Origin of the sequence: Aquabacterium sp. A7-Y, assembly GCF_026153205.1 — a bacterium.
Taxonomy (GTDB): Bacteria; Pseudomonadota; Gammaproteobacteria; order Burkholderiales; family Burkholderiaceae_C; genus Caldimonas.
The window spans coordinates 115133-133332 of the sequence record NZ_JAPFBW010000021.1 but is presented as its reverse complement, the minus strand read 5'-3'; the positions used below and the strand labels follow the sequence as shown (position 1 = coordinate 133332).

The window sequence follows — 18200 nt, the reverse complement described above, 5'->3', positions numbered from 1 at the left end:
GCTCGTTTTGCTCGTCGTGACCTTGGCCGTTCAATACCGGAAATAGAAGGTTCCCAGCGCGGCAGGGTCCGCCGTGGAGCGCCGTTCGCGAGTGGTTTTCACGAGGTCGATGCGGCTGGGCTCGCGCCAGCCGAACGTAGCGAAGACGTGCTCCGCGGTGCGTGCAAAAGGGCTCCATCGCCGCGCCAGACTGTAGGCCAGCAGCGCGAGGAAGGCCGACACCGCGCAGGCCAGGGCAAGGCAGGCCACAAGGACCGTTCCCGGCAAGGACGAGGAGGCGCTGGTGAGACTGGTGGAGAGCAGCAGGGCGGCAATGAAAAGCGCGGCAACGCTGCCCCAGGTCGCCGCCACCCCGAACAGTGCCCACCAGCGCAAGGCCGCCTGCATCAGGCTCGCCGTGCCGCGGCAGCAGAAGGGGTAGAGTGCCACCGCCCGGTCCCGGGGTCGCGCGATGCCATAGGCTTCGTAGTGGTCGCCTTGCCATGCCGCAGCCACTTCGACCCGGTCGCCCTCGCTGAAGGGGCTGCGCCAGACCCAGCCCTTCACCGGGTGGTCGTCGAGGTCGAACTCCAGATAATCGGCGTCTTCTTCCACTGCAGCACGCGCGGACAGCAACGCTGCCTCGCGTCCACGGTCGTCAGCGCCGGGGGCCAGCGCGACGGTGCTGGCCGCGTGCGAGTCGAGTTGGGTGAAGACAAAACGGGCGCGCGCTCGCGTTTTGCGAAAGTTGCTGACCGTGCCGCTCAGTCTCACCATGCGGCCCTCCGGTGCTCTCAGGACTCTGGCCATCGGTGCACCTCCCCTCGATGCGTGCGGGCGCGTGGCAAGCGCGGTCGGGGTCCGGCCACGCTCGTGCAGCGCCTGCGAATGTCAGACGAAGTTCGTCTCCCGGGGATGGGCGAAGGAAGGTCGGAGGACCGACGTCTTGAACAGGCCCGCCTGCAAGTACAGCTTCTGGCTGCAGGACCGAAAGTCGTGTCTGACGGCGAGACTGCATCCGCTGCACACCGGGCCCGAGGCCAGGCTTGCAGCAGACCGTGGTGACTGTGCCACGCTGTCCTGACTGCGTCCACAAAACCCTTAAGGCGAGGCTGCGGGAGCCCGAGCCGCTGACATCGACTGACGACCCGGTGGGGCCGAAGCGAACATCAACCGATAGCATGCATGGGGGCGGTGCGCCGGGCAGAGGCGGCATGCCGTGCGACGAGCGTCCATGCCTCTGGTCCTGCGCCGGCTGTGAACGAGCGGCATCACGCGCGCTTCGAGCCTCGGCTCATCTTCACGCTTGTCCGAAAGGGTAGGAACATGTGCATCCAGGTCTGGCGAGTCTTGAAACGCGGCGCCGTGCTGGCGCTGTCCGCGATCGTGCTGGGCGCCTGCGGCAGCGGCGGCGACATCAGGCCGCATGTCGAGGTCGAGGTCCGGCTGCTGGCGTTCAACGACTTCCACGGCGCGCTCGAGAGCACCCACCTCGCCCTCACCTTGCCCGACCCGCAGCAGCCGGCCAGCACCCTGCGCGTCAACAGCGGCGGCGTGGCCTACCTTGCGAGCAAGCTGGAAGATTTGCGACGGGGCCGCAAGCACAGCGTGACCCTTTCCAGCGGCGACCTGATCGGCGCCTCCCCCCTGGTCTCCGCCTTCTTCCGCGACGAACCGACCATCGAAGCCATGAACCTCATGCGCCTCGATCTCAACGCGGTGGGCAACCACGAATTCGACAAAGGCGTGGCCGAACTCCGGCGCATCGCCGCAGGCGGCTGCAAGCGGGACGGCAGCCACCCCAACCTTTCATCGTGCGCAGGACCCGGTGGCGCCTACACCGGCGCCAAGTTCGACTTCCTGGCTGCCAACGTGGTCGATACCGTCACACGCAAGCCTCTGTTCAAGCCCTATGTGGTCAAGGAGTTCGACGGTGCCCGCATCGCCTTCATCGGGGTCGTCACACGGACAACGCCCACCATCGTGTCGCCCGGTGGCGTCGCCGGCGTGGACTTCCTCGACGAGGTGGAGACCCTCAACCGCTACGCCGCGGAACTGCAAGCACGAGGCATCCAGGCCATCGTTGCCGTGATGCACGAAGGCGGGCAGACGGACTCGAGCTGGAACGACAGCAGCTGCGCCAATGCGCGCGGCGCCGGGTTCGACATTGCGGCCCGGCTGTCGCCGGCGGTTGACGTTGTCTTCAACGGCCACTCGCACGCAGGCTACAACTGTGTGCGCCAAGGTGTGCCCCTGATGCAGGCCTACTCCTCCGGCCGCGGCATCAGCCAGGTGGACGTGGTCATCGATCCCGACAGCGGCGACATCGACCGGCGCAAGACCGTCGCCCTGAACATGCCGGTGGCCAACGACACCAATACCGACCCGGCCGTGCTCGAGCGCTTTCCGCCGGTCTCGGCGCACCCGGGCGTGAAGCAATGGGTCGACCACTACGCGGCACTGGCGGCCGTCAAGGCCGACCGCGTGATCGGTCGCATCAGCGCTGCCATCGACCGCAGCCCCAGCCCAGGGGGCGATTCGCCTGCCGGCCGGCTGGTTGCCGACTCCCAGCTGGCCGCCACCTCGCATCCCGACCGGGGCGGCGCGATGATCGCCTTGATGAACCCAGGCGGTGTGCGCGCCGACTTCAGCTGTGCGACAGGACCGTGCGAGGTGAGCTTCGGCGACGCCTTCAAGGTTCAACCCTTTGGCAACAGCCTGGTCGTGATGACACTGACCGGCCGGCAGCTCAAGGAGTTGCTGGAACAGCAGGCCACCGGCATCAACGCCGGCTCCCCGCGCATGCTGCAGCCGAGCGAGGGATTCACGTACACCTGGTCCCCCGATGCCCCGGACCACCAGCGTGTCAGCGCCATGAAGCTGGCAGGCGTGGAGATCGCCCCGGACGGCAGCTATCGCATCAGCGTGAACTCCTTCCTGGCCGAAGGCGGCGACGGTTTTACGGTGCTGCGCGCCGGCACCGCGCGCCTCGGTGGCGTCCAGGACATCGACGCCTTGATCGCGTATTTCGCCGCTCACAGCCCCGTGACGCCGAGCACTGCCGCGCGCATCCTCCGCCGCGACTGAAGCCGGCCTGCCGGTCAGGGACAAGCTGCGAGGGGACGTTCGGTCGCTCCGAGTAAGCACAGGCTTCATGCCGGCGCAGGCAAGGCCTGTGGAAAAAGTTGCGCCTTGTCACATCATCCACAGCTCTTGTGGATGGCCCTGTGGAAAAGCTGTAGGACGAGGGCGCGGACCCAGTGTTCATGCGGCATGACGTTGGACTGCTCGTTTCTTGAGCAGCCCTGCAGCCCGGGAGGCCAGGCCAAGCTGGTGGCTTGACTCGGCGCTCGCGCCCGGCTCCGTGTGCCGGGCGCGGCCTCAGAAGCTGAGGTTCTGCTCGCCCGAGCAGGCGCTTGTCGAGCCGCTTTCGCAGACCTTGTAGCGCCAGGTGCCGCGGCTGCGCATCTCGCGATAACGGCCGTCGTTGCGTGTCTGGCCCAGCGAGGCGCCGTTGCGATAGAGGTCCACGTTGGCGCTGGTGGCGCCGCTCCAGGACAGGTCCACCTGCCACCCGCCCCAGGGGCGTCGGGATCCGCTCGCGGAAAGATGGAGGGCGGCCTGCGTGCCGCCCCGGATCTGGAGGAACACCGCCGAGATCGGGCCGTCGATGCCGGCAGCGTCACGACCACGTACATAGACGATGTGCCGGCCGGGGCGCAATCCATCGGTGCCCAGGGTGGCGCCGACGCTTTCGGTGTGTGCGTCGAAACTCCCGTCACTCGCCGCCAGCGGGATCGCGACCGCGCCGGGGAGCCAGGGCGGCGTGTCGATGAAGGCTTCCGCGGCGACGATGTTCTGCGTCGGCTCGGTGCCGTTGCTGTGGTTGAAGCGGGTATCGGTCACCGAGGCGCTGAGCGCGACCGGCGTGCCCGCCATCACGCCTGCGCCGCTGGCCTCGCCGGCGAATGTCGGCGACAGCACGTCGGGTCCGGCCGGCGTGATGTAAGGCGTGCGCACCACCTTGGCCGCGTAGATCAGCGCGGGCAGGTTGTCGGGCTTGATGGTGCTGTTGTAGGCGCTGCAGCTTTCGAAGAAGCTCGTGCCGAGCTCGAAGGTGTAGGCTGCCACCCCCAGCTCGCCGTAGCTGGGGCCGTCGCTGGTGCCTTCCGTCGGGTAAAGGCCAATGGACTGCTGCGGTGAGTAGCCGTTGAACCAGGCGAAGCGGCGGCCCAGGGTCTGGAAGGCGGTGGCGTTGCCGCTCGGGGTTGCCGTCTCGCCCCACGGCCACAGCACCAGCTGGCTGTAGCTGTGGATGTCGAGGTGGATGCCGCTGGTGTCGGCCGGCGCGGCATCGCCGAGGCCCGGGCCGCGGCGATCGCGCCAGAGCGAGCGGATGTAGCGCTCGACCGCGCGCACCTCGGGCTCCGAGGCGGGCCCGCTGCCGCGGAAGGTCATGTCGCAGGGATTGCCGCTGGAGCCCTCGCCGCCGGTGGAGTTCCAGCTGAAACTGAAGTTGCGGTTCAGGTCGGCGCCGCGCTGGTTGCTGGTCGCGCCGCAATAGTCCTGGTTGGTGTTCTTGCGCCAGGACAGCCCGGTCTCGGCCTTCTTGCGGCCGTCGGGGTTGGTGTGCAGCATCAGGTGCACCTCGTGGTGGTCGAGGATCCAGGTGGCGTCCGCCTGCGTGCCGTAGCCCTTGACCAGCCAGCGTGCGAACTCCAGCACCAGCGGCGCTGTGGTGTACTCGCGGGCGTGGATCGCGCCGTTGATCAGGAGCTTGGGCTTGTTGCCGCCCGTGGCCCGGTTGGTCAGCTTGAGCACCCGCAAGTCCCAGCCGCCCAGGCCGCGTGCCTTTTCCCAGGAGTCGCCGACATCGATCCAGCTCGCCAGGTTCGGATGGTGGGCGGCGAAACCCTGAGCCACCGCGTAGGTTTCCTCCACGGTCTCGTAGCAGGCATAGCCGGGTATCGACTGCACCCCGGCGTCGGCGGCCGCCGCGGTGCTGCGGCCGCCCGAGCGCGCCGATTGTGCCGACTCGATCGCATCGAGCATTTCGTTGCGACGCGCCACATAGTCCGGTGCATGCTCGATGCGGAAGCCGAAACGCTGCAGCCGCGCGATCTCGGCCCCTTCGAGCTCGAGCACCAGGTAACCCTTGGCATAGTCGGCCTCGAGCAACTGCGCATGGAAGCTGATGGCCGCCTTGCGGGCGGTGGCGAGATCCGGAAAATAGGCCTTGTAGAGGTTGACCCGCTGTCGTTCCTGATCGCGCAAGGCGCGCATGTCCTGCGCGCGATCAGGGCCTGCCAGGGCAGGGCCGAGGGCCAGGCTGAGGCCTGCCGCCGCCAGCGCCGCACCCAAGTGCGATGGGTTGAACTTCATGAGGCTCCTCGACAGGCTGACGCGGCGCCGCGTCGGGCTGCGGCCGCGGTCCGTGTGTCGAGGTTCGGCGCACGGGCGCGACCACATGGAGTGCCGATTCTGCGGGACGAAAGGCCCACACATGAGCATCACCCTCGACCGGCGGCGGGGCATCGCTGCCACTGTCTTCACGGCGGCACTGCAGACCGCCTGCGGGTCCTCCCAAGCGCCGATGCCCGCTGCGGCGGCGCCCGCTTCCTCTCCCGAAGCCGCGCTCTCGCCCGCTGCGGCGTCGGCCCGCTTCCTGGTGCTGCGCGAGACGCCCGGTCATTTCAGTGGCGGACGCTGGCGCGCCGAGGTGGATGCCTGGGGCGGCGCCAAGCACCGGGTGATGGAACAGCTGGCACAGCAGGTTCTGCAGACACCGCCATTGCCCGGCACCGAACTGCGCCGCCTGATGGGCGCGCCGGATGAGGTACTGGGCTGTCCATCCGCGGACTGTTCGGCGGTGCTGGCGGGTCTGAACGGCGCCGCCGGGCGCGCTGCCGCTGGCGTCTCGCCGGGCTGGGGTCGCGAGGCCGTCGTCCAGGCGGTGAGCGAGGGCGGCGGCAACGGCGCCGGGGTCAGCCTGTGGCTCTACGACTGGCGCGGCCGCCACGACCGCCTGGTGTTCGTGGCCGGCGCCTCCGGCATCCGGGCGGCCGCCTGGTTCTACGCAGGGGAGTAAAAAGCCGCGAACCGCCTCACGCGACCGGGGGCGTCCCGTGCTCCGGGAGGTTGGCCATGGCCTCGCCCAGGCGCACCAGGCGCTCCGGGGCCCAGGCCGGGTTGAAGCGCAGCGGGCTTTTCGGAAACAGCAGCACCACGGTGGAGCCGAGCAGGAAGCGGCCCATTTCGTCGTTCTGTTTCAGCACCACCTGCTGATCGCTGTAGTGCCATTCGCGCACCTGCCGCGTGCGCGGCTGGTTGACCACACCGTGCCAGACGGTCGCCATGCTGCCGACGATGGTCGCCCCCACCAGCACCAGCACGAAAATGCCGCGCGGTCCGTCGAACACGCAGACCACCCGCTCGTTGCGCGCGAACAGGCCGGGCACGCCGCGCGCCGTGGTCGGGTTGACCGAAAAGAGGTCGCCGGGCACGTAGATCATGCGCAGCAGGCGGCCGGCGCAGGGCATGTGGATGCGGTGGTAGTCCTTGGGGCTCAGGTACAGCGTGGCGAAGCTGCCGTCCTGGAACTGCGCGGCCAGGGCGGCGTCGCCGCCCACCAGCGCGGTGGTGGAGTAGTGGTGTCCCTTGGCCTGGAAGATCTGGTCGCCGCGTATCGTGCCCATCTGGCTGACCGCACCGTCCACCGGGCAGATCAGGTCGGCCGGGGCGACCGGCCGGGCGCCCGGCTTGAGCGGCCGGGTGAAGAAGTCGTTGAAGCTCGCGTAGCTCGCGATGTCCGGCTCAAGCGCCTCGCTCATGTCCACCTCGTAGTGGCGCACGAACCAGCGGATCGTCGCGGTGGTGAACCGGCCGGCCCGTGCCGAGGCAATCTTGCCTGCCAACGCCGTCATCGCCTGCTTCGGCATCAGGTATTGGGGGAGCACGGCAAGGCGATCGGACATGGCTTCAGCGACGATGAGGAAGAACAGGGAAAGGACGCAAGTGTATCGGGGCCTCCCGCCACGGGGCAGGAGGCTCCGCCAGCCGGGCGTGGGCGCCGGACCTGGGGTGGGTGAACCGGGCGGTCGCCCTCAGTAGGCGAAAAACGCCCAGTCGGGCTCCAGACCGAACAGCAGCCGGCCGACCGACTCGTAGCGGGCGGTCGAACCGAAGGCATGCTGGGTCACGACGTGCACGTCGCGGAAGTGCCGCTCCAGGCCGTGCTCCTCCCGGATCGCGGTGGTGCCCGCGGCTTCGTGGATCAGGTCGACCGCGTCGGCGGCCGCGCGGATCGCAAAGGTCGTTGCGAGCTGCAGCCGGACCTTGTGCTGCAGGTCCAGCGCCTGGCCGCCCGCGACCTGCTGCCACGCCGCGTGCACCGTCTCGTGCAGGTAGGCTCGGCCCGCACCCAGCAAGGCCTCGGCGCGCGCCGCCTGGGTCTGCACCACGGCGCGCTGCTGCAGCGTGGTCTGCGTATAGCTGGGCGTCTTCTCGCGCGCCAGCGCCAGCAGGGTGTCGAGTGCGGCGTGCGCCACGCCCAGGGCGGTGGGCGCCAGGCAGACCACCGCGAGCCAGATGCCGATGCCGAACAAAGGCCCCTGGAAGGCCGCCCCGCGCGGCTGGCCCGGTTGCAGCCAGGCCGCGTGCTGCTCGGGCACGAAAAGGTCGCTGACCACCACGTCGTGGCTGCCGGTGCCCCGCATGCCGAGGGTGTGCCAGGTATCGAGGATGCCGGCCTGCCGGGCCGGGATGGCGGCGATGATCTGCAGCGGCCGGCCGTCGGACCCGACGCGCGGCTGCGCGCCGTCCATCACCAGCGCCGAGACCAGGTGCCAGTGGCTGTGCTGGCAGCCGCTGTGGAAGGCCCAGCGTCCGTTGAGGCGCCAGCCGCCTTCGACCGCCATTGCCTGGCCCGGCGGAAACAGGCCGCCACTGAACACCGGATCGGGCGGGTCGCGGAACAGCGTCTGAACGCCGGCATCGGGCAGCATCGCGAGGAAAGGCGTGGCGGAAGCCGCCACCGCGGCGCACCAGCCGGCCGCGCTGTCGATCGCCGCCACGGCTTCCACGACACGCAGGGCACCCACCGGCTCGAGTTCGAAGCCGCCGAAGGCGCGCGGCAACCACAGACGGAACAGCCCGGCCCGAGTCATTGCCTGCACCACGGCCGGGGCCAGGTGTCGCGTCTCCTCGGCACGGGGCGCATGCTCGCGCAGCACCGGCGCGATCTGCTGCACGGCCTGCAGCAGGCCTTGCATGGCGTCGGCGTCGCTGGGCTGCCGCTGCGGCAGGGTTGCGGTGGTCGTGTTCATGGCGGCACACCTCCCCGGGGCTTGCAGGCGGCAGGAACAGATCGGCAGACGGTGCGTGCACCCCGGCCACCCGGGGGGCGGCCGCAGGCGCTCGGGCCACTCTGCCATGCAGCGCGACACGGGGCGGCCACAAGTGCAAGCGCGAGAAACAACCGTGAGCCGGCAATTGCTGCAGTACGGCTTCCTGGCCGACATGCGCACAAGGGGCTCGATCGGCCCTATTCTTTGGGGCAGGAGTGGTATCGTGTTGCAGCCGGGGGGGACCTGGCGAGGGGGCCGACCATGCAGACTCTGAAAGAAATGCACAGGCTGGGCCTGCTGACGCAGGAGCAGTACCTCGAGATCCGTGCCTATGTGATGAGCCATCCATCGCCGGAGCAGATCACCGCCATGCCGGCTCACCTGTGGCAGGCGATGCTGCATGCCGACGCGCTGATGTACCCGGACGAGGAGCCCGGCATCCTGCACTAGCACCCTCGGGACCTGCATCGGAACGCACTGCGGCGGCCGCGGCGAGCGCCGTTGCGGCACTAGTGCTTCACGTTCTCGCGGTTGAAGCCGGGCGTGGGCGGGATGGTGCTGGGGACGCCGTCGGAGCCATCGCTGCAGGGCGACTGCCATTCGCGCAGCAACTGCTCGATTTGCGTGTGGCCGTACTGCGACGCCAACTCGATCAGGGCAAACACGTTGCCGTCATTCACGCGGTCGTGGCCCAGGCCTTTTTTCAGCTGCTGGTAGATGTCGCGGAGTTCTTCCGCATCGGGGGAACGGTCGGCGTCTTGCATCGTGCGTCCTTCTCGCTGACGGCATGTTGAACCAGTCAGCGGACCGGCAAGGCGTGTGCCAGCGGGCCGGCGCACCGATGCGACACAAGGGCGCCGGCCCCGCCTCAGTCGGCCTGGTGGCGCCCCAGGTCGCTGAAATCGTTCTGCCCGTGCACGCTCCACTCGGCGCTCAGGTCCCAGGCGGCCGGCGCGGCTGGCGGGATGCTGCCGCGCACGATGCCGGGCTTGCGCCGCAGCGTGCGGTCCAGCGTGCTGTGCGTGCCATGGGTCCAGGCCGTGCCGGGGTCGTGGCCGAGCTGGCCGATCGCGTCGACGGCGCGGCCGGATTTCTCCAGGACCACCGTGTCATCGCCGTTGAAGTTGGTCACGCTGCTGACCAGCGGGGCCGGCCCTTGCACGTTGCCGGCGAAGCTCGGATGCACCAGCACCAGCGTCGCACCGGGGGCCAGCGTGCCGCTCAGCGCCTGCGACTGCGTCACCCCGGCGCCGCCGTTGGCGTGGAGCTTGACGGTGTAGTTCGACAGATCGACCGCGGCGCCGGTCGGGTTGTAGAGCTCGAGCGCCTTGTTGTTGCTGCTGCCTTCCACGTATTCGCTGAAGAACAATTCGTTCGAGCCGCCGTTGCCGGGCCCGGTCCCGACCGTCACGACACCGCTGCGCTCGGCGCTGCGGCCTTGCGCGTCGGCCAGGCGCAGTCGCACGGTGTAGCGGCCTGCCGCCGCATAGGTGTGTGACGCGCTGGTGGCGGCCAGCGCCAGAGCCTGCGGCCCGCTGCCGTCGCCCCAGTCCACGCTCAGGCTGTTGCCGTCGGCCGCCGAGATGCCGGTGATCTGCACCGGCACGCCGACCGTCGCCGAGGCCGGCAGCGTTGCCTCCAGGCGCGGCAGCAGCGCCGCTGCGTCGGCCTTGAGTTTCAGGCCCACCAGCACCGGGTCGTGGTCCGACGAGCGCCACGGCGTCGGCGCATACCGGTCGTCGCTCTTGAACTCGGTGTTGTAGTCCAGCACCAGCGGTTCATCGGCGTTGATGTGCCACACCGTCAGGCCGCTGACCTGGCGCCGCAGCGAGGCGCTCGCGAAGGCGTGGTCGAGCGCGCCGGACTCGCCGGAGAACACATAGGTGTAGCGCTGCGCCGGCGGCAGCCGCTTCAACAGCGCCTCGAAGCCGCCGGCTTCGAGTGTGCGAATCGGGTCTTCATTCAGGTAGCTGTTGAAGTCGCCCATCATCAGCACATCGGTCTCGCCGGAGGCGGCGCTCAGCTGCGCGACCCAGCGTTGCAGTGCCTGCGCCTGGGTGGTGCGGGCGGTGTTCCAGCAGCCCTGGCCCAGGTCGCGGTTCGGGTCGTCGCTGCCATCCGGGCAGGAGCCCTTGCTCTTGAGGTGGTTGACCACCATCCAGAAGCCCCCTTCGTTGGCCAGCGCCGCGAAGCGCTGCGCCACCGGCGGGCGCAGGCCGCCGTCGACCGAGAAGCCGGGGTCGTCGGGCACCGCCACGTTGCCGACCGGGCGCACCCGCTCCGGCTTGTAGATCATCGCGACCGTGATCTGGTCGCTGCCGGGGCGGCCGGCGTTGATGTAGGCATAGGTCCCGGCGCCGAGCTTCGCGTTCACGGCAGCGACCAGGTCGGCCAGGGCCTTGGTCCCGTTGTTCTCGATCTCCATCAGGCCCAGCACGTCGGCATCCAGCGCGGCGATCGCCTCGACCAGCTTGGTGCGCTGTCGTTCGAATTCGACCGTGCTGTTGGCGCCGCGCTGGTTCAGCGTGGTGAAGTAGTTGAGCACGTTCAGGCTGCCGACCTTCAGCGTGCCGCCGACAGGCTCGGGCGCACGGGTGCGTGGGTTGGCCGATTCGAAGACCGGTGCCTGCACCGGATGCAGACGCCAGGCATCGGCGCCCCAGCTCAGGACGCCGCGCACGTGGCTGACACGGTCGCCCACGCGGCGGGTGCCCGAGGTATCGGCGGCCGACAGATAGGGGATGGGCTTCGGGTTCTGCGCAGTGCGCCCGTCATCGAGCACCAGGCGCGAAAGCGTGTTGTCGCGTCCGCCGCGCGGTCCATCGGGATGGTTGTTGGGGTGATAGAGGCGGTCGCCGAGCGACAGCGCCAGCTCGCCGTAGCGGCCCAGCTGGTAGACCTCGGTCACGCTGAGCTTTTGCGACAGACTGGTCAGCATGCCTTCGAGCGGCTCCAGAGCGTCGCGGTCCGCGAGCGGCAGCTTCAGCACCCGGGCGCGTATCTTCGGGCCCGAGCCGCAGATGCTGATCTGGCTGACCTGGCTCAGTTCGGTGAGCTGGGCGTTGGCGCTGCTACCGCTCTTGAATTCGACCACCGTGCCGCTGGCCTGGACGTAGTCGCCGACCTTCACGTCCGTGCCGCCCGGCGCATAGACGAACAGGCCCTCGGACGTGGCGGGGTCGCGGTCGGGGACCGGTTGTTGGATGAAAAAGCCCTTGAGCTGATCGTTGCCCTGGAAGTCGGCCGTCACCACACCACGCACCGTGACCTGGCGGCCTTCCAGCGGGCTCAGGCTGCCACTGCCCTGGACCGAGGTGATGTCGTGCAGCGCCTGCGGCGCGGCCGGACAGGCCGGCAGGCTCAGCCGGGCAGCGGCCTCGCGGTTGGGGGCGCCGCTGCTGCAGGTGGCGGCTTCGCCGTCGTCGTCGTGCTGGCATTCGAGCGCGGTGGCGGAAGCGGTCTCGGCGGCCGCATCGGCAGAGCCGCCGCAGCCGGCCAGTGCACCGGCCAGCGCGGCCAGCGCAGTCAGCAGTGCAAGGCGCATCTCGGACTTGTTCATGGTGGGCATGGAAGCAGGTGCGTGAGTGGGCGAAAAGAAAAAACGACCCGGCGGTCCGGGTCGGCGCCGCGCAAGCATCGCGCGAGGTGGTGTCAGCGGCGTGACAAGCGGTATGAACACCCCCTGCCGTGTTAAACGAAGGCCGGCTGTCAGGCGACCTGGTAGTCGACCCGGTGCGCCTCGGTCGGCAGCGGCAGCTCCCAGCGGTGCAGCATGCGTTCGAGCGCCGCGTTGCTCAGGCTCGTGTCGCGTTGGGCGTTACGAGCCATCACCACTTCGCGCGCTTGCTCCAGGTACACGAGCTCGATCTCGGCGTGGTAGGCCCACAGCAGGTCCAGCGTCTTGTCGCGCATCTGCCGGCTGAGGTGGGTGGCGTTCCAGACGAAGGGCGCGCCCTGGCGCAACAGGGCACGCGCCTTGTCGACCGCATGGTGGGCCGCCTTGCCGTCGTTTTCGCCGTGCTTCAGGCCCAGCTCGGCCTTGGCATCGTCGAAGGACACCACCGGCAGGCCGGGGCGGTGCACGCGCACCCAGCTGTCCTTGCCCGAGGCCGGCAGGCCGCACATCACCGTCACCGCCGAGCCCGGCAGCTGGAAGCGCGCATGGTCGGGGTGGCCCTGGGCCGCGCGGCAGTAGGCCAGTCGGGTGTGCGCGTCGACGTAGGCTCGCGGCCCGTCCCAGCAGCCTTCCTCGCGCGCCAGCTCCTCGAACAGCGCGATGTCCTGCAGGCAGTCCGCCTGGCCCTGGTAACGCCGGCCCGCCATGTCGCAGCGCGCCACGCAGACCAGCTCGGGCAGGGCCAGCTCCCAGGACAGCTTGTGGACCAGCCATTGCGGACTGTCGCCGCGCCGCGAAGCGAAGGCAAAAAAGGGCAGCTGATGCACGTCGATGATGCGGCAGATGCGCTCCCGCAGCGTGAAGGGCACCCCCGCCTGCCACAGCAGGATGCGTGCATCCACGGCGCCTCGGCGCGAGTGGCCGGGCTGCGAGATGCGACCTCCGACACGGTCGATCACCGTCGTCTCCGGCTTGGCGATGTCGTGCAGCAGGGCCGCGAAGAAAAGCACGAAGCGGCGCGCCTCGTCAGCGTCGATGAAGCCCGGGTCCTGCAGCAGGGCGTCGAGCACCATGCGGGTGTGCGTGCCGACGTTGCCTTCCGCGTGATAGACCGGGTCCTGCGGCGTTTCCTCCAGCCGTGCGAGCCGCGGGATCAGCGCCACGCAGTCTTTCCAGTCGTAGCCCTGCCCGTCGTCCGGCACCAGGCGCTTGAGTTGATCGTGGTTCATGTTTTACTTTCGAAAACCGTCTGCGGAAGGGGCCAGCCGACCGCGGGCCGGGGTGCATAAAGATCGACGCCGTCGGCCAGCAGGTTGGGCAGCAAGGGCCGCTGGCTGTGGTGGGATCCGGAGTCCAGCAAGGTCTGCACGAAATCCTGCCGCACCCACTTGTAGCGGCCGGTCACCCCGCTGTGGTCCTCGAGCTTGAGATAGAGGCCCTCCGACGCGTCGGACCGGTCGGTCTGCTGCCAGCTCAGCGCGAGGCGCTGTCCATGCCGCAGCACGTTCGCTGCGAAGCGGTCCCTCCATTCGAGGCTCTTGGCGAGCGAGGGCCGCACGAACGCACGCAAGGCTTTCAAGCTGGACGGTGCCGGTCCCTCGTAGAGCACCGGCACCGACAGGACCGGGCTGCCGGCAAGTAGCTTGCGCCGGCATGGCGTGCTCAGGAAACGCTGCTGCCGGCGGTCGTAGATATCGAACTCGCAGAAGTAGTGCGGCAGGCTGTCGTACCAGACACTGTGCTTGGCATACAGCCATTCGCCGTACAGCACGTAGCGGTCTTCGAGACGCTCCAGCAGGGCTGTTTCGTGGGCCGCAGCCCAGCGCTTGAACAGCCCGAACTGGCGCTCGCCTCCGCCGCCGGCCAGGTAGTGGCCGCGCGACTGCAGCAGCATCTCGCCGGCTTCGCTGAAAGAGACGGCAGCATTGGCGCCGTCGAGCTTTTCCTCGATCACGACGTGCCGGCCCGCCAGCAGGGCGAGTGGCACCTGGTCCGAGCTGTCGTCGCCGGGCTGCAGGCGCGAGCCTTCGAGGTGCGGCGTGCGCGGGTACTTGAGGATGGAAAGGGAAGGGATGGACACGGTCGTCTCCTTGATCGGAAGGGGGACCGACGACGTGTCAGCGCAGCAGTGCGGCGTCAGGGGCAGGGCGGTTGGCCCCGGCTGTCGAGGCAGGGAGTCCGGCAGTGGCTCCTGGCGCAAGCGTGCGCCGGACACTGCCGGGGGTGGCGTGTCGTCGGCGTCAGAGGGGGCGGACGGCGAAACGGGGCACTTGGAACTCCAGGAGGCGAGCGATCTCGCGCAAGGGTCGACGGATGCGGGCGGCAGACGCCCGGTGGGGTGCAGTCGGAGGCTCGTGACGAGCCTGTCCTGCGGCGGCGGATTCTAGGAGCGGGGAGGGCGGAGCCGCTACCCCCGCAGATCGGGTGGTTGTGGGCCGATGTTCACGAGCCGATGAAGTCCTTGAGCAGCAGCTTGAGCCGCTTCCGGCCCTCCGCATTGGTCGAGCGCCAGGCCTTCAAGGCCATTGCCAGCAGCTGCTGTTCCGCTGCGCTCAAGCCTTGCGGCTGGCGCTCCTCGTCGAGCCATGCGGCGGGCTGGCCGCAGGCCGCCTCGATCTGTCGCGCGAGCTTGTCGCCGATCGGGCGGCTGCTCTTGATCTGACTCCACATGCTCGGGCTGATCTGCAGCTTCTGCGCAAAGGCCTGCTCCAGCCCCTTGGGCGGCACGCCAGCGCGCATCTGCTCCTCCGCAAACTGCTGGAACAGGTTCAAGACGTTCTGGCGACGGATGACGGTGGGATTGGACACTGTTGCACTGCACTGACGCTGACGAAAGTAGGATTGTCGCACCTGCTTGACGTTTTCGTTAAGAGTCTTTACAGTGCCGGCCTGCAGTGCATATGACATTGCACCGAGCTGGCAGCCGTCTTGTCGTTGCAGCGTTGCGCTTCACCTCCCGGTATCGTGCGAGGTGGGGCTGTGAGGGCGGTCCCGAATTCGGGACTGGCCCTGACCCTTTTTCACGCGGGTGTAGCTTTGTGGCAGAGCCCCTGCCGTCCGCAGGACAGGCAGGCGGGCGCACGTTCGATTCGTGCCATCCGCGCCAGTTTCCGCGCCGTGGGCGGCGCATGACCCACCCCCAGCTTGTGTGGTTGGCGCCGTGTCGCCGGCAGGCCAGAATGCGCAAAACATTTTGTTGCTTCGTGGCTTCCGGGCCCCGGGCAGAGGGAGAGCCGCCGTGGCATCGATCCAGGACTATTACGAAGCGCTCGCGCCCACTTACGATGTCGAGCGCTTCGGCCACACCTACGGCCGCTATATCGACCGGCTCGAGCGCGAGTGTCTGCGCGACTGGCTGCGGCCCTACCGCGCGGGGCGGGTGCTGGACCTCGGTTGCGGCACGGGGCGGCTGCTCGACCATGCGACCACGGGTGTCGACGCTTCCGCGGCGATGCTGACGCAGGCGGCGGCCAAACACCCGGGTCGCCGCCTGGTGCACGCCGACCTGCGGGCCACCGGGCTGCAGTCGCGCGCCTACGACGCCGCCCTGTGTTTTCACGTGCTGATGCACCTCGACATCGGGGCCATCCGCGGTGTGTTCGACGAAGCGGCGCGCCTGTTGCGCCCGGGCGGGCGGCTGGTGCTCGACATCCCTTCGGCGCCGCGCCGGCGGCTTGGCCGCCGGCCGCCGAGCGGCTGGCATGGCGACACCAGTGCCACGCTGGCCGAGTTGCAGGACTGGGCCGGTCCGGCCTGGCGGCTGGTGTCGTGGCGCGGCCTGATGTTTTTCCCAGTGCATCGCGTGCCGCTCGAGTGGCGGCCAGCGCTCACGGGGATCGACGCGCTGATCGGTCGCACGCCGCTGGCGCGCTGGTCGTCCTACTACGCCTGCGCGTTGGAGCGTTGCTGAGATGCGCTTGGGGCAAAACGGGGCCGCACTGCGCGCCCTGGCGCGCCGGTGGGTGCCGCTGGAAGCCCGGCAGCACCTCGCCGAGGCGCGGCGCCGTTGGCAGGACCGGCGCGCCGGGCTGGTGCTGGCGGTCCGGCAGGGCGGCGGGCACTGGCCGGTGCAGGCGGTGTTGCAGCAGCCGGTGCGGCCGGGGCCACTCTCCGAGAACAAGCGGCTCAACCTGCAGCGCGGCGCACAAGCGATCGGGCAGGCCTTGATCGAGCCGGGCCAGACCTGGTCGTTCTGGGCGGCGCTCGGCCGGCCCAGTGCCGCCCGGGGGTATGCCGAGGGGCGCAACCTGGTGGACGGGGAACTGCGGCGCCACGTAGGCGGCGGCCTCTGCCAGCTCAGCAGCCTGCTGTACCACCTGGCCCTGATGGCGGGGCTGGAGATCGTCGAGCGCCACGCCCACAGCATCGACATCTACCGCGAGGAAGACCGCTTCACACCGCTGGGGGCCGATGCGACCGTGGTGTGGGGCTACAAGGACCTGCGCCTGAAAAATCCGCACCGCGTGGCGGTCTCGATCGAGGTCGCGCTGCACGAAGGTGGCCTGGTCGGCCGACTGCGTTGCGAGCGGCCGATCGCCAACGAGGCGCCGGTCTTCGTGCGTCAGCGGCTGGGGGCCGACCGAGTGCGCGTCTTCACGATGATCGGGGGGCTGGCCCATCACGTGACCGAATACCGGCAGAGGCAGGGACTGCAGATCCGTTGAGCCTGGCAGTCCTTCTTGCCGTCGCCATACCGGGCCGGTATCGCGTCCCCTTGCCACGGCCGTGATCCCGGCTTCGAGACGTCCCGAAAATGACGCAGAGCCTCCATCTTCGACAGGCTGTCGGCCTTAATCCGCCCTGGCAGGCGGGGCTTGGGCCGCGCGGTTGACCACGTGGGAAGGGGGCGCAATGATCCCGCCACCTCGGGTGTGGGTTCTCCTCTTACAGCCGGCGCATGGGCCCCGCCCCTGCACCTTGACCCCGCCCGCCGCAGTTCCGCTCATAAAGACCTTCGACGTGCACCGAGGTGCACGGTGTTTGTTCTAGACACTTCAGGGGATGACAAATGAAGCGACTTCTGTTCTGCGGCGTGGCGGCCTGCGCGCTCGCCGGTGCGGGCCCTGCGCTCGCGCTAGCTCCCGAGCTGGTGGCCTCAGGCCTGAGCCAGCCGGTGTTCCTGGCGGCACCCGAGGGTGACTCACGCCTGTTTGTCGTCGAGCGCGAAGGCCGCATCAAGCTGCTGAACAACGGCAGCGTCTCGACCTACCTCGACATCAGCGCCAAGGTCGACAGCGTGGGCGAGCGCGGCTTGCTGGGGCTGGCCTTCGACCCGGGCTTCGCCGGCAATGGGCGCTTCTACGTGAACTACATCGACAAGACCACCAAGAACACCGTGGTCGCGTCCTATACCGCGCCCTCGGCCGCGGCATCGAGCGCCGACGCGGGTTCCGAGCGGACCATCATCACGCTGGCCCAGCCGCCGGCGTTCAGCAACCACAAGGCCGGCTGGATCGGCTTCCGCTCCACCGATCCGGGCCAGCTCTACATCGCCACCGGCGACGGCGGCGGCAGCAACGACCCCGACAACCGGGCCCAGAACCTCAACGACAACCTCGGCAAGATCCTGCGCATCACGCCCGGCGCGGACGGCGGCTACACCTCGCCGGCGAGCAACCCGTATGCGGGTGCCACGCCCGGCAACGATGAGATCTGGGCCTGGGGCCTGCGCAATCCCTTCCGCGCGAGTTTCGACCGGCAGACCGGCGACTTGTGGATTGGCGACGTCGGCCAGGACCTGCGCGAGGAGATCAACTTCGAGGCGGCCGACAGCCCGGGCGGACGCAACTACGGCTGGCGTTCACGCGAGGGCTCCGACGACAACCCGGGCGTCGCGGATCCGGCACCGCCGACGGCCGTCGATCCGCTGTTCGACTATCTGCAGGGTGAACTGGGCCGGTCGGTGATCGGCGGTTATGTCTATCGCGGCGGGTTGGAGCCGGGCCTGGACGGCACCTATTTTTTCGGTGACTTCGTCTCGGGCAAGATCTTCTCGCTGCGCCGCCAGGGCGACAGTTTTGTCGACTTCGTCGATCGCACCGCCGAGCTCGGCACACCCTTCGAGGGCTTCCAGCTGGCGTCCTTCGGCGAAGACGGCGTCGGCGCCCTCTACGCGATGGGACTCAACGGCGAGATCTACCGCATTGCCGGCGCAGTGCCCGAACCCGGGCAGTGGGCGCTGATGGCCGCCGGCGGACTGGTGTTGATGGGCGTGGCGCGACGTCGCCGCGGCGGTCGGGAGGAGTGAGGGTGGTCCCGGG

The 18200-nt window shown here is 69.1% G+C and carries 15 protein-coding genes and 1 tRNA gene; 7 read left to right on the top strand and 9 right to left on the bottom strand.

From position 1 onward, the window contains the following. Positions 1–30: 30 nt before the first annotated feature. Positions 31–756, bottom strand: a complete 726-nt coding sequence (locus OOT46_RS19195) for a putative type VI secretion system effector (protein ID WP_265405238.1) — start codon at positions 754–756, stop codon at positions 31–33. Positions 757–1305: 549 nt separating this feature from the next. Between OOT46_RS19195 and OOT46_RS19190 the strand changes: the two genes are divergently transcribed. Next, positions 1306–3066: a bifunctional metallophosphatase/5'-nucleotidase gene (locus OOT46_RS19190; RefSeq protein WP_265405237.1), complete on the top strand. Its 1761-nt coding sequence runs from the start codon at positions 1306–1308 to the stop codon at positions 3064–3066. A gap of 294 nt (positions 3067–3360) precedes the next feature. Here the strand turns inward: OOT46_RS19190 and OOT46_RS19185 are convergent, their stop codons facing one another. Then, a complete protein-coding gene (locus tag OOT46_RS19185; RefSeq protein ID WP_265405236.1) occupies positions 3361–5361 on the bottom strand; it encodes a M14 family metallopeptidase in 2001 nt (666 codons plus the stop codon). A gap of 121 nt (positions 5362–5482) precedes the next feature. On the opposite strand from OOT46_RS19185, the gene OOT46_RS19180 reads away from it, so the two are divergent. Then, entirely contained in the window at positions 5483–6067 is a 585-nt protein-coding gene (locus OOT46_RS19180; protein ID WP_265405235.1) for a hypothetical protein, read from the top strand. 16 nt (positions 6068–6083) lie between these two features. Here the strand turns inward: OOT46_RS19180 and asd are convergent, their stop codons facing one another. Continuing rightward, on the bottom strand, positions 6084–6953 hold the full coding sequence (asd, locus tag OOT46_RS19175; protein ID WP_265405234.1) for an archaetidylserine decarboxylase: 870 nt from the start codon (positions 6951–6953) through the stop codon (positions 6084–6086). 129 nt (positions 6954–7082) lie between these two features. Beyond that, on the bottom strand, positions 7083–8303 hold the full coding sequence (locus tag OOT46_RS19170) for an acyl-CoA dehydrogenase family protein (protein WP_265405233.1): 1221 nt from the start codon (positions 8301–8303) through the stop codon (positions 7083–7085). A gap of 282 nt (positions 8304–8585) precedes the next feature. On the opposite strand from OOT46_RS19170, the gene OOT46_RS19165 reads away from it, so the two are divergent. After that, entirely contained in the window at positions 8586–8774 is a 189-nt protein-coding gene (locus OOT46_RS19165) for a hypothetical protein (RefSeq protein WP_265405232.1), read from the top strand. A 59-nt stretch (positions 8775–8833) separates the two neighbouring features. Here OOT46_RS19165 and OOT46_RS19160 read toward each other — a convergent pair whose 3' ends face one another. The 5 genes from OOT46_RS19160 to OOT46_RS19140 form a co-directional block, all read right to left on the bottom strand. Next, complete coding sequence (locus OOT46_RS19160) at positions 8834–9088, bottom strand: hypothetical protein (protein WP_265405231.1); 255 nt, start codon at positions 9086–9088, stop codon at positions 8834–8836. 104 nt (positions 9089–9192) lie between these two features. After that, a complete protein-coding gene (locus OOT46_RS19155; protein ID WP_265405230.1) occupies positions 9193–11883 on the bottom strand; it encodes an ExeM/NucH family extracellular endonuclease in 2691 nt (896 codons plus the stop codon). Positions 11884–12032: 149 nt separating this feature from the next. Then, a complete protein-coding gene (locus tag OOT46_RS19150) occupies positions 12033–13169 on the bottom strand; it encodes an AAA family ATPase (protein ID WP_265405229.1) in 1137 nt (378 codons plus the stop codon). After that, entirely contained in the window at positions 13166–14020 is an 855-nt protein-coding gene (locus OOT46_RS19145) for an RNA ligase family protein (protein WP_265405228.1), read from the bottom strand. The genes OOT46_RS19150 and OOT46_RS19145 overlap by 4 nt, the downstream gene beginning before the upstream one ends. Before the next feature lie 362 nt (positions 14021–14382). Beyond that, a complete protein-coding gene (locus tag OOT46_RS19140) occupies positions 14383–14748 on the bottom strand; it encodes a hypothetical protein (protein ID WP_265405227.1) in 366 nt (121 codons plus the stop codon). A 216-nt stretch (positions 14749–14964) separates the two neighbouring features. Here OOT46_RS19140 and OOT46_RS19135 point away from each other — a divergent pair. From OOT46_RS19135 to OOT46_RS19120, 4 genes are all read left to right on the top strand, one after another. Then, positions 14965–15046: transfer RNA gene (locus OOT46_RS19135), tRNA-OTHER, on the top strand. Positions 15047–15178: 132 nt separating this feature from the next. Beyond that, positions 15179–15850: a class I SAM-dependent DNA methyltransferase gene (locus OOT46_RS19130; protein WP_265405226.1), complete on the top strand. Its 672-nt coding sequence runs from the start codon at positions 15179–15181 to the stop codon at positions 15848–15850. Position 15851: 1 nt separating this feature from the next. Continuing rightward, positions 15852–16604, top strand: coding sequence for a VanW family protein (locus tag OOT46_RS19125; protein ID WP_265405225.1), 753 nt, complete (start codon positions 15852–15854; stop codon positions 16602–16604). A gap of 344 nt (positions 16605–16948) precedes the next feature. Beyond that, entirely contained in the window at positions 16949–18187 is a 1239-nt protein-coding gene (locus OOT46_RS19120; RefSeq protein ID WP_265405224.1) for a PQQ-dependent sugar dehydrogenase, read from the top strand. The last annotated feature ends 13 nt before the right edge of the window (positions 18188–18200 follow it).

Excerpts from the sequence above, each read along its gene's own strand:
- OOT46_RS19195 (WP_265405238.1), bottom strand. The coding sequence starts at position 756 with ATGGTGAGACTGAGCGGCACGGTCAGCAACTTTCGCAAAACGCGAGCG.
- OOT46_RS19190 (WP_265405237.1), top strand. The coding sequence starts at position 1,306 with ATGTGCATCCAGGTCTGGCGAGTCTTGAAACGCGGCGCCGTGCTGGCG.
- OOT46_RS19185 (WP_265405236.1), bottom strand. The coding sequence starts at position 5,361 with ATGAAGTTCAACCCATCGCACTTGGGTGCGGCGCTGGCGGCGGCAGGC.
- OOT46_RS19180 (WP_265405235.1), top strand. The coding sequence starts at position 5,483 with ATGAGCATCACCCTCGACCGGCGGCGGGGCATCGCTGCCACTGTCTTC.
- asd (WP_265405234.1), bottom strand. The coding sequence starts at position 6,953 with ATGTCCGATCGCCTTGCCGTGCTCCCCCAATACCTGATGCCGAAGCAG.
- OOT46_RS19170 (WP_265405233.1), bottom strand. The coding sequence starts at position 8,303 with ATGAACACGACCACCGCAACCCTGCCGCAGCGGCAGCCCAGCGACGCC.
- OOT46_RS19165 (WP_265405232.1), top strand. The coding sequence starts at position 8,586 with ATGCAGACTCTGAAAGAAATGCACAGGCTGGGCCTGCTGACGCAGGAG.
- OOT46_RS19160 (WP_265405231.1), bottom strand. The coding sequence starts at position 9,088 with ATGCAAGACGCCGACCGTTCCCCCGATGCGGAAGAACTCCGCGACATC.
- OOT46_RS19155 (WP_265405230.1), bottom strand. The coding sequence starts at position 11,883 with ATGAACAAGTCCGAGATGCGCCTTGCACTGCTGACTGCGCTGGCCGCG.
- OOT46_RS19150 (WP_265405229.1), bottom strand. The coding sequence starts at position 13,169 with ATGAACCACGATCAACTCAAGCGCCTGGTGCCGGACGACGGGCAGGGC.
- OOT46_RS19125 (WP_265405225.1), top strand. The coding sequence starts at position 15,852 with ATGCGCTTGGGGCAAAACGGGGCCGCACTGCGCGCCCTGGCGCGCCGG.
- OOT46_RS19120 (WP_265405224.1), top strand. The coding sequence starts at position 16,949 with ATGAAGCGACTTCTGTTCTGCGGCGTGGCGGCCTGCGCGCTCGCCGGT.